The organism is Microcoleus sp. D3_18_C2, from assembly GCF_036702395.1.
In the GTDB taxonomy this organism is placed as follows: domain Bacteria; phylum Cyanobacteriota; class Cyanobacteriia; order Cyanobacteriales; family Microcoleaceae; genus Microcoleus.
The window spans coordinates 24,025-38,497 of the sequence record NZ_JAUBTG010000040.1 but is presented as its reverse complement, the minus strand read 5'-3'; the positions used below and the strand labels follow the sequence as shown (position 1 = coordinate 38,497).

The 14,473-nt window shown below is 46.8% G+C and carries 9 protein-coding genes; all 9 read left to right on the top strand.

Annotated features, from left to right (window positions below; translation table 11 throughout):
* Nucleotides 1–144 precede the first annotated feature (144 nt).
* The 9 genes from QUA88_RS20945 to QUA88_RS20905 all read left to right on the top strand — a co-directional run bounded on the left by QUA88_RS20945 (nt 145) and on the right by QUA88_RS20905 (nt 14,460).
* Nucleotides 145–3,348, top strand: coding sequence for a hypothetical protein (locus QUA88_RS20945; RefSeq protein WP_333273620.1), 3,204 nt, complete (start codon nt 145–147; stop codon nt 3,346–3,348).
* Nucleotides 3,349–3,362: 14 nt separating this feature from the next.
* The gene (locus QUA88_RS20940; RefSeq protein WP_333273617.1) at nt 3,363–4,349 is read left to right on the top strand and encodes a hypothetical protein; all 987 of its coding nucleotides are present in this window, start codon (nt 3,363–3,365) and stop codon (nt 4,347–4,349) included.
* 348 nt (nt 4,350–4,697) lie between these two features.
* A complete protein-coding gene (locus QUA88_RS20935) occupies nt 4,698–5,783 on the top strand; it encodes a hypothetical protein (protein WP_333273614.1) in 1,086 nt (361 codons plus the stop codon).
* Between the two features lie 130 nt (nt 5,784–5,913).
* Nucleotides 5,914–6,621, top strand: coding sequence for a hypothetical protein (locus QUA88_RS20930; protein WP_172193201.1), 708 nt, complete (start codon nt 5,914–5,916; stop codon nt 6,619–6,621).
* Between the two features lie 169 nt (nt 6,622–6,790).
* Nucleotides 6,791–8,812 (top strand): hypothetical protein, encoded by a 2,022-nt coding sequence (locus QUA88_RS20925; protein WP_333273610.1) that lies wholly within the window; start codon nt 6,791–6,793, stop codon nt 8,810–8,812.
* 109 nt (nt 8,813–8,921) lie between these two features.
* Nucleotides 8,922–9,725, top strand: coding sequence for a hypothetical protein (locus tag QUA88_RS20920; protein WP_333273607.1), 804 nt, complete (start codon nt 8,922–8,924; stop codon nt 9,723–9,725).
* A 521-nt stretch (nt 9,726–10,246) separates the two neighbouring features.
* Nucleotides 10,247–12,583, top strand: coding sequence for an ATP-binding protein (locus tag QUA88_RS20915; protein ID WP_333273604.1), 2,337 nt, complete (start codon nt 10,247–10,249; stop codon nt 12,581–12,583).
* Nucleotides 12,584–12,766: 183 nt separating this feature from the next.
* Nucleotides 12,767–13,522: a ParA family protein gene (locus QUA88_RS20910; RefSeq protein ID WP_333048754.1), complete on the top strand. Its 756-nt coding sequence runs from the start codon at nt 12,767–12,769 to the stop codon at nt 13,520–13,522.
* Complete coding sequence (locus tag QUA88_RS20905; protein WP_333273601.1) at nt 13,519–14,460, top strand: ParB/RepB/Spo0J family partition protein; 942 nt, start codon at nt 13,519–13,521, stop codon at nt 14,458–14,460. The genes QUA88_RS20910 and QUA88_RS20905 overlap by 4 nt, the downstream gene beginning before the upstream one ends.
* Nucleotides 14,461–14,473: the final 13 nt, after the last annotated feature.

Genomic DNA, 14,473 nt, shown 5'->3' with positions numbered 1-14,473 from the left:
ATATGTTAGATGTTGAAGCCCTCTAGTTTTTATCGGGTTGTTGCAATGCAAGTTTTCAAACTTCTCCCCCTCTCCCACTCTCCCCCTCTCTCCCTCTTCCCCTCTCCCCCATACCTCAACCTCAAATCTAAACTCGTTTAAATTATGATCAAAGACCCAGATAAAGACTTTATTTCCGTCAATAAAATTCTCGGCAAACAAGCCAGCATCGGCATCATTCCAGCGGAACAGCTAATTCCCTGGATGCTAATCACTGTAATTTCCTACATCCTCACCAACGGCCTATTCAGCTTAGGAATGCCTTGGTTTTTCACCACTACTTTCTGGCTAATTATAAGCTGGTGGCTCCTGACAGGTAACAAACCTCACCTTTTTGTAGACAGGTTTAGACCTCCGCCGGGGAATGAGTGGTACAACGGTAATCTTTTATACCTTTCTCCCGTTCCCCAACACCGACCAAACCCCATTCGCCACCGAATCAGCGATTCACAAGTCCGAGTCAAACTTAAACCCAAAGTTGCTCCCACTCAACAAGGAGGTAACAGCCGACTTATGCCCTTCCAAAACTACCAAAACCTCCTGTGTTTAGTCACTATCAAAAAGGATGGTCGAGAAGTTTCTGGTTACTTACTGAATGAAGGCAGTCAATACCAAATTGTATTCGGATTCGAGACGGCTGGCTTTCACAACATTCTCTACCGCCATGAAGTAAACAATGCAGCCACCGCCTTAGAAGAAGGGCTAAAAGATATTCCCCCAGGCGAAAAAATGACCTTTCACACCGGCTGCTACAGCAGCGATTGCGTTCGCCAGCAACAGTTAACTGAATTGGCTGACAACTGTCACCTCAAACCCATTTCTGTACTCGTTCGTAACGAACAGAAACGCATTCAAGAACTCAACTTAGCAGGCACCAGACAACTGTGGAACCAAACTATTTTCTGCACTTGGACATTCAACGCTCAATCTGGCTCCAAATCCAACGACCCTCTGAGTAAATTCATCAATGGAATTATCAACACAGCCAACAGCATTGCTGCACAATTTACAGGCAACCAGCGCATCTACTCTGAACGCTTTTACAAACAACTGCTGCTCGACGCTTTCGAGCAAGGCTATATCCGGTGGGAACTCTTGCTAAACACCAAAATTGGACTGGAAATTCAACCCATGAATGCCCAAGCATTGTGGGGATGGCTGTGGCAAAAATTCAACAGCTCACCCGTACCCCCTATTCCCCAACTTCTCACCTTAAAAGAAACCGCGTCGGACTACAAACTAACCGAAACCATCAACAGTCACAAACACGCCTGCACCATTTTAATTGAAGGTATGAGCGGCCGTTCGAGCTGCCCAGAACACAGAAAAGCTAGCTCACGCATTTTGCTCCCCGGCAGAAACGCAGAATGCGGCGTGCTAACAATGGAAGAGGGCCCCGGCGGCTGGCTCAATACTAGAGAGCAACTGCAATGGCTCTGGAAAATTATGAGCAACAGCTACGTCCGCGATACTGAAGCTGTTGTCGAAATTAGCGCCGCTCCCAACTTTATTATTCAAGACAACTTAGCAAGGCAAGCTAAACAATCTAAAAGTGCCAAAAAACGCGCTTTAGAAAAAGGTCAAGGTCGCGATGTAGGAGCAGAAGTCAAACAGGAAGAATCCTTTGAAGCCCAGAAAAAAATGTACAAAGGTGCAAGAGCAATTCACGCTGCTGTCACCTTCTTAGTCTACCGACCAACCCCGGAGCAACTAACACACGCTTGCCAAATGCTCTCCCACAGCTTCGGCTCTGCCAAGGTATTAAGAGAGCGCAACATTGCTTGGCAACTGTGGCTAGAAACTTTGCCCATTACTGTAAGCTGGCTGTTGCACAGCAGTTCGCTAATTAACGAACGCCGCCTCACCTTAGACACCGAAACTGTCCCCGGTATTTTGCCCTTAACTGCTGTAAGGGACATCGACTCAAAAGGAGTTGAATTCATCACCAAAGGTGGCAAACCCGTGTACGTTGACCTCATGCACAACCAAACCAGCCGCGCTGTCATAACAGGCGAGTCTGGTTCCGGTAAAAGTGTTTTGGGATGGCGATTTGCAGCCGATGCAATAGCCGCTAATATCCCAGTAGTCGGTATGGACATCTCAGCAGGAAGCGGCAGTACCTTTGAGACAGCAGTGAAACTGTTAGGCGACGATGGTGCGTACTACGACATCACCTCTGGCAGCTCGAATCTACTCGAAATACCCGATTTGAGGCGTTTTGACAGAGAAGAGCGATCGCGCCGACTAGACCAATGGAAAGAGTTTATCAGAAAAGCGCTGACTATTATCAGCATGGGTAAAGTCCGCGACCCAAAATTAGCGCAGCGAGTCGATGCCATTTTGCTGCTAACTCTGAAAAAATTTCTGGAAGACCCAGACATTATCGAGCGCTACAATACGGCATTTGAAAAAGGCTGGAAATCGACCGCGTGGCAAGAAATGCCAACCCTCAAAAACCTCCTAAAATTCTGCACGAAAGAGCAACTAAATCTGCCAAACTTTACCGACTTCGACCGCATTGCCATCAACCAAATTACCACTCAATGCAACGCATTACTAGCCTCACCTTTAGGGAAAGCAATTGGCAGACCGAGTACATTTTCACCCGAACCCGCTGTTAAGTTTTTTGCCCTTAGCGGTCTGGGCAACGAACAAGACCAGTATTTAATGGCAATTAACGCCCACGCTGCTTGCATCCGCAACGCACTTTCTCACCCTAAAAGCTTATTTATCGGAGACGAACTTTCGATTTTGTTTAAGAAAGACGGATTTGCTGAAGTAGTAGGCGAACTCTGTGCAGTGGGTAGAAAAAATGGCATTTCAGTGCTCTTGCTAGCTCAAGATATCGACAGTATTTGCGATTGTAGTGCGGGAACTATGATTATGCAAAACATGGTGTATCGAATTACCGGAAGATTGACATCAAACGGAGCCACTTCTTGGATCAAAAATTTGGGATATCCGGCTGAAATTATTAGCCAAAATGCCACAGAAGCTTTCCTTCCCAGAGCTGCCGACCTTTATTCCAATTGGCTAATTGAAAAAGGAGGTCGTTTCTGGCAAAGCCGATACTATCCAGGCGAAATGATATTAGCAAGTGTGGCTAACAATCAAGCTGAATTGATGGCTCGTGCGCGAGTGTTGGCTCAATATCCCAATACGTTAAAAGGGCAATTGCTAGCACTCAAACAATTTGCCTCTGAATACGTACAAGCTGTTAAAGAAGGACGTTCATTAACCAATATTGGCAAGAATGCAGTCACTGATATCAATGGACACAAATCCCCTCAAGACCTTATTGCTAGCTAGACGGAGAAAAAGCGATGAAATTACCGAAATTGCTTGTTAAACTTGGCCTCGGCATTCCTGCAATTTGGCTGAGCTTAATACTAAATTATGTTGAAGCAAAAGCTCAAACCTCTGACAGCAATCCGACTGCAACACAGCTTCCCAGCTTAAACAATCCTAACAGCAGCACTTTCAACCGCTCCAGCTTCACAGTTCCAAATCAACAAATAGAAAGCCAAATCCAACAATCCGCTAATAACTTCTTGAGCAACCCGAAAGAAATAGGAGGTATAGAAAACACAATTAGCAACATAACAGGCGAAATTTCAGATACCATCTCCACCATCTCCGACAGCATCTCAGGCATTTGGGACAATTTGTTAAACAAAGTAGAAAATTTCAGCAGTGAAATAGAGTCAACCCTCTCTTCATTCCTGGGAGAATTGAAAGTTCCAGACCTAAAAGAAGCAGTTAAAAGCATAATGGACGGCAACACCTCCGAAAGCGAAGGGACAAAACTATCCGCTGCTTTAGAGAAGAGACCGCAAGATTCTTACAGCCTCAAAGAGAATACCGCAGAACTCGCAGAAAGAGAAAGTGCTGTCAGTGAAGCCAATAAAGCCACTCTCAGTAAAGAAGCTCAACAAAAGCAAGCTCAGATGAAAGAAATTGTCCAACAAAACGTAGAGCAAACTAATCGCGAGAGCCAAAATTCAATGGAATTGGGTGCTGATTCAGAAGGTCAAGATGTCACACAGAACATTATGAGAAACATATCTCAACAAAGTGCGATCGCAGCTAAGCAAGCAGCCTTATCAGCAGAAAATCAAAGTGCCTTAGTCATGCAGGGCCAGCAAGCTCAAATCGATCGCAGTTTTGCCAACATTCTCAATGCTCAACAAGCTGAAGAACTCAACGAAATTAACACAGCCCAGAGACGGCAGGATGCTGCGGCGGCTACCGCTTCTTCTACTCAAGCCGGACTGTTTCAAATGCCGGGAGGCATCACTTTGGGTGAATAAGGGGAGTGGGGAGTAGGGAGTGGGGAGTGGGAGAGGGGGGGAGGGGGGGAATGGGGTGAGAGGGTGAGGGGATAAGGGTTTCCTGTTTCCGCTTGTCCCGCTTGTTCTCTCCCCCTCTCCCACTCTCCCACTCTCCCCCTCTCCCTCTTTCTCCCCCTCTCCCACTCTCCCACTCTCCCACTCTCCCCCTCTCCCTCTTTCTCCCCCTCTCCCACTCTCCCCCTCTCCCTCTTTCTCCCCCTCTCCCTCTTTCTCCCCCTCTCCCTCTTTCTCCCCCTCTCCCTCTTTCTCCCCCTCTCCCACTCTCCCCCTCTCCTTCCCCTTCCCCTTCCCCCTCCCCTTCCAAAGATGCTGACACAACTAATCGCCCAAACTAGCACAGCAGGACAAGCCCTGGACACTCTCTCTGATGCCATAGAAGTCTCTCAAAAAACCGTAGAATCCTGGAATTTAGTTTGGTCTAACACCTTCAACACTCAAGAATCCTCTCTCTGGATTGCCTTAGTCAAACTCGGACTAATTCTGGCGGGAATATCTGTTACTTACCTCGCTGTCACCAGTGGCAAAGAAATCATTGAAAAACAGTCTTGGTCAGAGCTAGTAGCCATGTTTATCTGGCCACTCGTAATTGTAGTATTTCTCAGCAACAACGGTAAAGTCTTAGCTGAAAGTGTCAAATTCATCAAAGCTGTAGGCAGCACTCAAGTGCAAGAAATTATGAAAATTCAAGTCGGAGAAATGACCTTCAGAACTGCCCTGAGCGACGTTAACCTTACCAGTGCTGGCAAAGAAGAAATTGAAAAACTCTACAGCGAATGTCAGGGCAAAGTTGGCTCAGCTTTAGTGGAATGCTGGAACAGCAAAAAACAGCCAGCTCAACAAATCCTTCAGGCAGCCGAACAGCAAAATGGAGGACCTCTCAAAAGCTTGCAGCGATTTGTCGAAAATTTAGGCAATGTTGCCAATCTTCAGGATATAGGAAATGGCGATTTTGCAGGACAAGTTTTTAGGTCTACTGTCTTGCCCATCATTCGCTTAATTCTTAGATCAGTACAGTGGGCATTTGTCAACATTTTAGAAGCAGCCTTGTTGCTAACAGCTTTATTCGGGCCTCTGGCAATGGGCTTGTCGCTGCTGCCGCTGCAAGGAAAACCAATCTGGGCTTGGCTAATAGGATTTATGTCGTTATTTGGAGTGCAATTGGGGTACAACATCGTCGTTGGATTAGTCGCTGTAGTGATTGTCAAGTCCGATGCAGAGTTAGTTACAGATATCGCCTTTTTATTCTTTTTAGCTGTGTTTTCTCCCGTTCTAGCCGTGTTAATAGCCAAGGGTGGAGGAACTGCTTTGTACAGTGCGATCGCCAATAGCACCAAACAGCTTACAGATATTGCCAGTAACGCGATCGGCGTTATTGCTGGAAAACTGATCTAGGGGAAGGAAATTCCGATAGCTTTTTCTTCACCGAACCGAGTTGTTACTCACTACTCAAACCCAGTTTCCCAATCCATTTCCTCCCTATCTCCCTATTCTCTATCCCCATCTCGCCATCCCCTTCGATAATATGAAATTTCCACAATCACAACCCTTACTGCCTGAATCTAAAAACACCTTAGCCTTGTGCTTTGTCCTGCTAACAAGCTTTGTTTGCCTCCTGACAATTGCTGTTTTAGTTAACACAGTCAGTTTGAGAGCCTTATCTCAAAGAAAAGTTACCTTTGTCCAGTTAAAAGACGGAACCGCAGCACGAATTGCAGAACAAGATGAACTGTACAGAGAGCCGAAAATTATCCAAAATTTTGTATCCAGTTGGGTGAATTTAACCTGGGCTTGGTCAGGCAAAATTCCCGGCACAAATGACCCCGACCCCGGCATTAAAGTTAAAGGCAGTACCCAAGTTCCTACAACTGCTTGGATGGGCTCCTTGATGATGGAATCAGAGTTTGGTAAAGCTTCTCTTGTTGAACTTGCCAAACTCGTTCCCAACACCATCTATTCAGGAAAAACCCGCTCTGGAGTCTATATCTCTCACATCTCAGAACCCAGAGAAATAAAAAGAGGTGTTTGGGAAATAGATGTAATTGCTACTCGCGTAGTGCTAGAGCAAGGCATTGGAGAAAGCCGAGAACAGTTTAATCGAACCTTCACCGTCAAAGCCGTAGAAATTCCCAAATCCCCTCTCAAAGAAAACGCTAATGAATTAGAGAAGACTATTCACTCTTTGAGAGCAGCCGGATTAGAAATTTCCCGAATTGTCGAATTCAAACCCTAGAAGAGGAAAGAGACATGGAAAGGGGACGAACCGGCAAGTGGGTAAATTTAAAAACCTACCGTAACAACTAAAAAATTTAAACATTTAGTATGTTTCATCCCTTTGCTTGAAGTCTTCTCTCTTTGCTTTTTTATGTACAGTTAAACACAACACATTCAACTCTAAAGCCATGACTAACAAAAGAAATGGATTAACCGAAAACCCAATTAATACCACTCCTGATAATAGTACCACTAGAGCCAATATGAATCATACAACTGCATCAAGTGAATATACCCCCAATAATAATGATGACGATAACATCAATTCCCCTATTTCCCCTTCTCCAAACCCTTCCCCTTCTGACGATGATATTGATGAAAACTTCATTGCTAATTTCGACCCCAATGCACCCCTAACACTTGAAACTCAATATCAACTCGCTCAAGATGAGGAAAGCCCACTGCCCCCGCCTGTTTCAGAAAGAGGCGTTCCTAGAGCAGTGACAATACTGCTATTGACTGGTGGAATACTATTGCTAGGACTGCTGATTTGGCAATTTATCAAGCCTAAATCACCTCGCGAACCTATCGCACAATCAACACCAAAAGAAAGCTCTTCTGGCACCATTAAAGATGAAAAACCGGAGTTGCTGGCTAAATTAGCTTACCAAGACCAACAAAAACTGTTAGCCGAAAAACCGCAAAAAACCGCAAAACCCAAAACAGAACCGTCGCCCAAACCGTCAAGAACCCCACGAACCCCACGAACTCCGCGTCTAGTCGCTACCCGGAGCGCTGCACCGCCACCTACTCCTCTACGCGAACCCCTACCCGTACCCCGAACAGTAGTGCGGACGGTAACAGTACCCGCACCCATACCGCAAAGAACACCCGCGCCCCCACCAGCCCCCATACCCAAACCGTTAATACCCCCACCTTTAATTCCAACTCCAACAGAAGAAAAAATCGACCCGTTTGAGCGGTGGAACCAACTCGCTCAACTAGGACAAATTAGGGGAAATTTTGACCCTAACCGAATAGCGAATGCCGTGAGTGCAACACCAAGCACTCCAGCGACAACAAGTGCTACCGCCGCCGCTCTGACAAAGCCAGCTCCAACAACTGAATTCCTAACAGTCAATATCGGCAACCAAAAGTCGCAACCCTCATACGTTTCTTTCGAGCAAATCCCAGAAAAACTATATAGCCACCCAAATAACGCCAGCGGGGAAAGGCTACACCCGGAGCTTCCTTATGGAGAGGACAGCCTCGAAACCACCGACAACTCCCAAAACCCCACTAACCAATTAACTCCGGCTCCCTTTTCCCCCCAAACAAGTTCCGATTCTACTGATAACTCAATCAAGACTGCGACTCGACTCAGTGCTAGCCGAACGTCCTTGCCCGATACAGAATTTCAAACCCTTTCCCCAGAAGCTGCTCCAGAGGCGGATGCCTTAACAAATTCCCCAACCCTAGAACAAGTAAACTCCCCAGGGGCAAAAGGCATTCTCAACCGCACGCCCCAAAGTTCCTCAACCTCCCAAACAGCTCAGGTTCCCCTTGGAACCACAGCCAACGGCATAGTTTCGGTTCCCCTGTTGTGGGATGAAGGCTCAGGCAAACAGCTTTACGACAAATTTGCCGTCACCCTCACAGCCGACGTAACGGCAACTGACGGCTCTATTGCTTTTCCTGCCGGCACAGTTGTCATTGCCAAAGCCAGCACCGTCAGCAAAACCAATCGCATGGTACAAGCTACTGCTGTGGCGCTCGTCTACTCTGATAGAAACGGTCAGATTAAACAACAGCCCATTCCAGAAGGCGCAATTTTGATTGCAGGAGAGGGCGGAGGGCCGCTGATTGCTTCAGGCTACTTCGACCCAGGGAACGATATTGCCGGACAGGATATCCTCACCGCAGTGCTGTCGGGAGTTGGACGAGTCGGTCAAGTGTTCGCAGAGCCTAAAGTCAGGAGCTCTAGCAGTATTAGCGGTAGGTTTGGGGGCAGTACAACCACCGTTGAAAGTCGAGACCCCCAAATTTGGTCAGCCGTCCTCGATGGCTTTTTCAGCCCCCTGGCAAAACGGATGGAAAGCCGCTCAGATAGAGCAACTGAAGAACTTTTAAATCGCCCCAATGTAGCTGTGGTTAATAAAGGAACCCCGGTTTCTATTACTGTTAACAGCTTTCTCAACATTTACCGTTGACCGAGGCGTTGGTAAACGGTTAAGTCGCCCCAACGCGACTGCGGCGATTAGTAAATAAAATCCCCGTTTCTAGTGTCAACAATTTTCTCAACATCAACCGATAACTGCCATGACGAATCGCATCCAATCTCCAAGAATGCTTTCCCTCGGAGGGCTTTTGTTCACAGCAGTGTTCGCTGCTGCGAGCTACCCAGACTGTGCTTTTGCTCAATCAAGAGTAACAGGCTATCAAACTGTGGGTCGAGATATTGCCGTCAATAGTGCGATCGATATTTTAGTCTATCCCGGCCGCGCAAGTGCGATCGACTTCAGCTCAACCGATGAAGCTCTCGCCTACGTTTTAATTGCCGACCCCTCAAAAATAGTTTTCAGCACCGATGCACAGTTGGCAAGCGGCCAAGCCAAAACTGTTTTCTTGCGTCCCATTCAAGCGCTCAATTTTCCGGGAGCTACCACAGCTACCATCACTAACCTTTCAATCAAAACTGTAGATTCAAAAGGGAAACAGCGACTTTACAACTTCAACATCGTTCCTACCAACAAAGAACCAGAACACTTAGGAATTCGCATCGCTCCCCTAAACCCAAGAATGTCGCCGACTGTGAACGTTGATAGAGGTCGTGCACCCACAGCATCAGATGTCGAAAAAGGATTGCTAATTGCCATTCAAAAAGGCTACACAGCAGCCAACGACCCCGTAGTCTACAGCGTGCGACAATTTTTAGCGCTAGTAAGAAATCACAATCTATCGGCGGCCGATGCTGCTGCACGAGCCGGAGTAGACTTGTCTGTGATTGTCGAGCTGAGCCGCATTGCACGAGAAGAATTCAACTACCCTGGAACAAGATTTCAACAGCGACAACCGCCAACAGCCCGAACTACTCGGCTTTTTAAAAGTCGCTCTGCTTTTTGATTGGAGCCGGAGCTGCGGGAATAGGTAACGGGAATGGGGAATGGGGAGTAGGGAATGGGGAGTGGGAGAGAATTGACTGACTGTCTCCTAACTTCCTATTACCCATCCGATTATCGAAAAGTTGAGATGCGAATCCTCTCCTCAATACTGCCCGCGCTGAGTCAGGCTGGAGCCTGTGTCACTAACCGCTCGCTCTGAGAACTTATGGCTTTTGACTGATTCAGATTGGTTTGAGGCTGCACTATTAATAGGAATTAGTCAAACAGCATAACGAGACCGAGCGGGGATGGTGAGTGAGAAGAGGAGAACTCTTCTACGGATGGTGTTACTCCCCTCTGAAGAAGAACATTTTTTTCCTCATTCTCCACTCCTTTGTTCAACCAATGTTCCGCCCAAAAAGCTCTGTTCAAAAAAAGTCTGCCCTCCCGCTGCGCGTTGTGCTTACAGTCCCCAACGCTCTTTTGATTTCAATCTTACTAGCTCTAACGGGGTGGCTTTCTTTTCAAACAGGGCGACAGACAATGAATGACGTAGTTGCACACCTATTGGGAGAAGCAACGAGCCGTATCTCTGACCGCCTTGACAACTACTTAACAGAAGGGGTTGGGAAAGGAGAAAGGACTTACAATCAAATTCCAACTGGTTCGGTAAACCAACTTTCCCCAAGTCAAACAGCCGGAGTCACAATCAAACCAAATGGGGAAAGAAATGGGTCAGACTCTCCAAAAACAATATTCCGTCAACAAAAAACAAATCCTGCTTTTCCCACCCCAACCTCAACATTCAACTTGCACGATTTCCACATCAGCCCTAACTGTCAAGCCTTTATCTTAGACCGAGAGGGACATTTAGTTGCTCGGAACGAGGTAACTGAACCAAAACCGTCTATTTCTGCTGACGGACTGCAGCGAAGAAGCGCCCGAGCTCTGCAACAACAAGTAATCCAGCTTTCAACAGAGTATTTGCTTAAACATTATGGCAGCCTCGCTGCTATTAACAGCAGCCAAAATCTTAACTTTACCGCCAGCAACTCTAGATACTTACTGCAAGTCAGACCTTTTGAAAACTCGAAAGGCTTAAACTGGCTAATTGTAGCAGTTGTCCCTGAAACCGATTTTACGGACAAAGTTCAGGCTAACACCCGCAACACTATTTTGCTCGTGCTGCTGGCTTTGGTTCTTTCTATCTGCCTTTTGCTGTCCATTTCCCTAAGAATAGAACAGCGGCTGCAGCGGTTAATTTCGGCAACAGAGGCGATAGCTGGCGGCGACTTCGACTCAACAGTTTCAGGTAGCGGCGTTGCCGAACTCGAAGCCTTAGCTTGTGCTTTCGAGCGCATGAATTCCCAGTTAAAAGCATCTCGCCAGCGGTTAGAAGAATATTCTGGCGATTTAAAACGGCAAGTTGCACAGAAAACAAAGGAACTAAAACAAGCTAAAATTGCCGCCGAAAGTGCCAATCGCGCTAAAAGTACCTTTCTGGCTAATATGAGCCACGAACTGAGAACGCCTCTGAATGCGATTATCGGCTTTGCCCACCTCCTTGTAAACTCTAAAAAAACTGCACCGGAACAGCAGTTGAGTTTAGATATTATCAATCGCAGTGGCGAGCATTTGTTGAAACTAATCAACGATATTTTGTCGCTGTCTAAGATTGAAGCTGGTCAAATTACCCTCGAATCAAATGCTTTTGACCTGTACAGTTTGCTCTCGGACATAGAAGGGATGTTCCAACTCAAAACTCAATCGTCGGGGTTGCAACTTGTTTTTGAACGCAGTTCAGATGTACCGCAATACGTCCGAACTGATGAAAGCAAGCTGCGTCAAGTTTTGATTAATCTGTTGGGTAATGCTGTTAAATTTACTGAGGCGGGTAGGGTGAAGCTGACTGTAAAATGCCTTCAGTCTATGGCTAAAAAACCTTTACCCAAATTCTTTCTCCAATTCTCTGTGAAGGATACAGGCCCAGGCATTGCGCCTGATGAGGTTAGCCGTTTGTTTAAGCCGTTCGTGCAAGCGGATGCTGGCAGAAAATCGCAAACGGGAACGGGTTTGGGATTGCCAATCAGTAACTCTTTTGTGAAGCTGATGGGTGGCGAGATTAAGGTCAAAAGTTCTGTGGGGAAAGGAACGGTTTTTAGTTTTTACATTAAAGTCAGTCATGCAACTGAGAGCGAAATTTATGACAGACAGCCGCAAAAACAAGTGAATGGACTGGCACCCAACCAACAAAATTATCGCATTCTGGTAGCGGACGATGAGTCGGCAAATCGGTTGCTACTAACTCAGATATTGAAGTCAGCCGGCTTTCTTTTGTGGTTTGCGGATAACGGAACTGAGGCTGTTAAATTGTGGCAAAAGTACAAACCGGATTTAATTTGGATGGATTTGAAAATGCCGCTTTTAGACGGCTTTCAAGCTGCTCGAAAAATTCGTTCTCTGCCTGACGGCTCCAATACAAAGATTATTGCTTTGAGCGCTAATGCGTTTGTTGAAACCAAGAAACTCGCTTTGTCGAATGGCTTCGATGACTTTGTTGCCAAACCGTTTCGAGAGGCAGTAATTTTTGAGAAGATGGCGCTTCATTTGGGTGTTCGCTATATCTATGAAGAGGAGTCGCCGAGGAAGTCCGAACAGGATGAGCCTGTTATGCAACTGACTTCTGAGTCGCTGTCTGTGTTGCCGAGGGAGTCGATTGAGAAGCTTTATAAAGCAGCCGCTTGTGGAGACGAGCAAGCCGTAAGGCTATTGATTGAGCGAATTCCGCTGTCGCAGAAGCCTCTTGCTGCGGCTCTGACTAAATTAGTTGACAATATGAGCTTAGATATTATCAGCGATTTGACTCAACACTACCTTTGAACGAACCCCACCCAAATCCAAGATTATGAGTATGGACTGCGCTGAACATCTCTGTTCAATGCTAACTGCTATCGCAGTTATCAGAGGCGGTTCTCAAAGTTATTTCAAAGATTAGCCTAGAATAAGCCGCAGTCCACTAATATTGTTGTTGAATCAACACGTTTATTGCGTGCTTAAAAATAGATGAGCAAAATTATTGCGCTGTTCAACCAGTCAGGCGGTGTCTCCAAAACCAGTTTGACAATGAATTTAGGCTACCATTTGGCGAAGCGGAAGCAAAAAGTCTTGTTAGTAGATATGGATCCCCAAGCCTCGCTTACCGCCTTCATGGGCTTGGAGCCATCTGAGTTACAGGAGACTGTCTACGAGTCTATTATGAACGGTTCTGACGCGGCGCTCCGCAAAAACCTTCACAACATGGACTTGCTCCCTTCTAATATTAATTTGAGCGGAGCAGAGCTGGAACTGGTGGTGGCTGACATGAGAGATAGTCGGCTAAAAGAAGTCATTGACCCCCTTAGCTCGAACTATGACTTCATATTGATAGACTGCCCTCCTTCGCTAGGCATCCTATCCTATATCAGCCTAGTTGCCTCCACTCACGTCTTAATTCCGATTCAGACTGAATATAAAGCTCTCAAAGGAACCGAATTGCTGTTGCAAACCATTGCTCGCGTCAGGAAACGCGCTAATCGGAAATTGCAGATTGCCGGAGTGATTCCGACGCTGTACGATCCCCGTACTGTACAAGCTTTTCAAAGTTTGCAATCAATTACTACTTCTCTGGAGAAGATTGCTGCGATTTACCCCGCCGTCCCTCGGACTGTCGCTTTCGCCGATGCGTCACAGCAACACGTACCTCTGGCCGCGTACAATCCAAAACATCCAGCCGTCGCTGTACTCGATACTATTGCACAAGGACTCTTAGCTCTGCGATGAATCAAAAGCGCGACAGTCAGCCTTATCAAATCAAAGGGGTTGAGGCTCTATTAGGAACCAGCGACAGCGAAGATGCCGCATCCTCCCTAGTCTCCATAGACAAAATTGTCTTGCCCCAGCAGCAGCCACGCCGCTATTTCGATCCGATAGCCATGCAAGAACTGGTGGAGTCAGTCAAGCAGCTAGGAATTCTGCAACCGCTCCTGGTACGCCCAATAGATGGCAACAAGTACGAATTGGTGGCTGGAGAACGGCGCTATCGAGCCGCTTCGTCGTTAGGTTTGACTGAGATTCCTGTTGTGATTCGGGAACTGACAGACACAGAGGCTCTCTCTATTGCACTGCTGGAGAACTTGCAGCGGGAAGATTTGAATGCGATTGAGGAAACTGAGGGAATTCTGCAATTGCTGGCAATGAAATTGAACTCTACCTCCTCGTCAGTTATTGCTTTGCTCGGAGCGGCCGCGCACCCGGAACGCGCTGGTGTGGATAACGTTATCCACAGCTCGGAGTGGGAAATAGTAAGCGATATATTTGCACTCGTCGGGAAGTACACTCCAGAAAGTTTCCGAACCAATCGCCTCCCGTTGCTGAACCTGCCAGATGATGTGATTGGAGCGCTGCGGAAAGGACAGATTGAGTATACTAAAGCCAGAGCGATCGCCCGAGTTAAGGATAGCTCAGAGCGCTCCCAATTGTTATTCGAGGCGATCGCTCTCGACCTCTCCCTGACGCAAATCAAACAGCGCATTGCCGATTTAAAAGCGAAAAGTATAGGTCCGGCGACTGCACCGGACCGATCGCTTAAAAGTCGCGTAGATGCAGCTTTGCAGCGAGTGAAAAAGTCTAAGGTTTGGGATGACCCCAAAAAGCAGAAGAAACTAGAGAAGCTGTTAGCTGAACTGGAAGCTTTGGTGGGTGAGGGATTGGAAAATTGAGGCGGATTTTAAA

Coding starts and splice junctions, on each gene's coding strand:
- QUA88_RS20945 (WP_333273620.1), top strand. CDS start 145: ATGATCAAAGACCCAGATAAAGACTTTATTTCCGTCAATAAAATTCTC.
- QUA88_RS20940 (WP_333273617.1), top strand. CDS start 3,363: ATGAAATTACCGAAATTGCTTGTTAAACTTGGCCTCGGCATTCCTGCA.
- QUA88_RS20935 (WP_333273614.1), top strand. CDS start 4,698: ATGCTGACACAACTAATCGCCCAAACTAGCACAGCAGGACAAGCCCTG.
- QUA88_RS20930 (WP_172193201.1), top strand. CDS start 5,914: ATGAAATTTCCACAATCACAACCCTTACTGCCTGAATCTAAAAACACC.
- QUA88_RS20925 (WP_333273610.1), top strand. CDS start 6,791: ATGACTAACAAAAGAAATGGATTAACCGAAAACCCAATTAATACCACT.
- QUA88_RS20920 (WP_333273607.1), top strand. CDS start 8,922: ATGACGAATCGCATCCAATCTCCAAGAATGCTTTCCCTCGGAGGGCTT.
- QUA88_RS20915 (WP_333273604.1), top strand. CDS start 10,247: ATGAATGACGTAGTTGCACACCTATTGGGAGAAGCAACGAGCCGTATC.
- QUA88_RS20910 (WP_333048754.1), top strand. CDS start 12,767: ATGAGCAAAATTATTGCGCTGTTCAACCAGTCAGGCGGTGTCTCCAAA.
- QUA88_RS20905 (WP_333273601.1), top strand. CDS start 13,519: ATGAATCAAAAGCGCGACAGTCAGCCTTATCAAATCAAAGGGGTTGAG.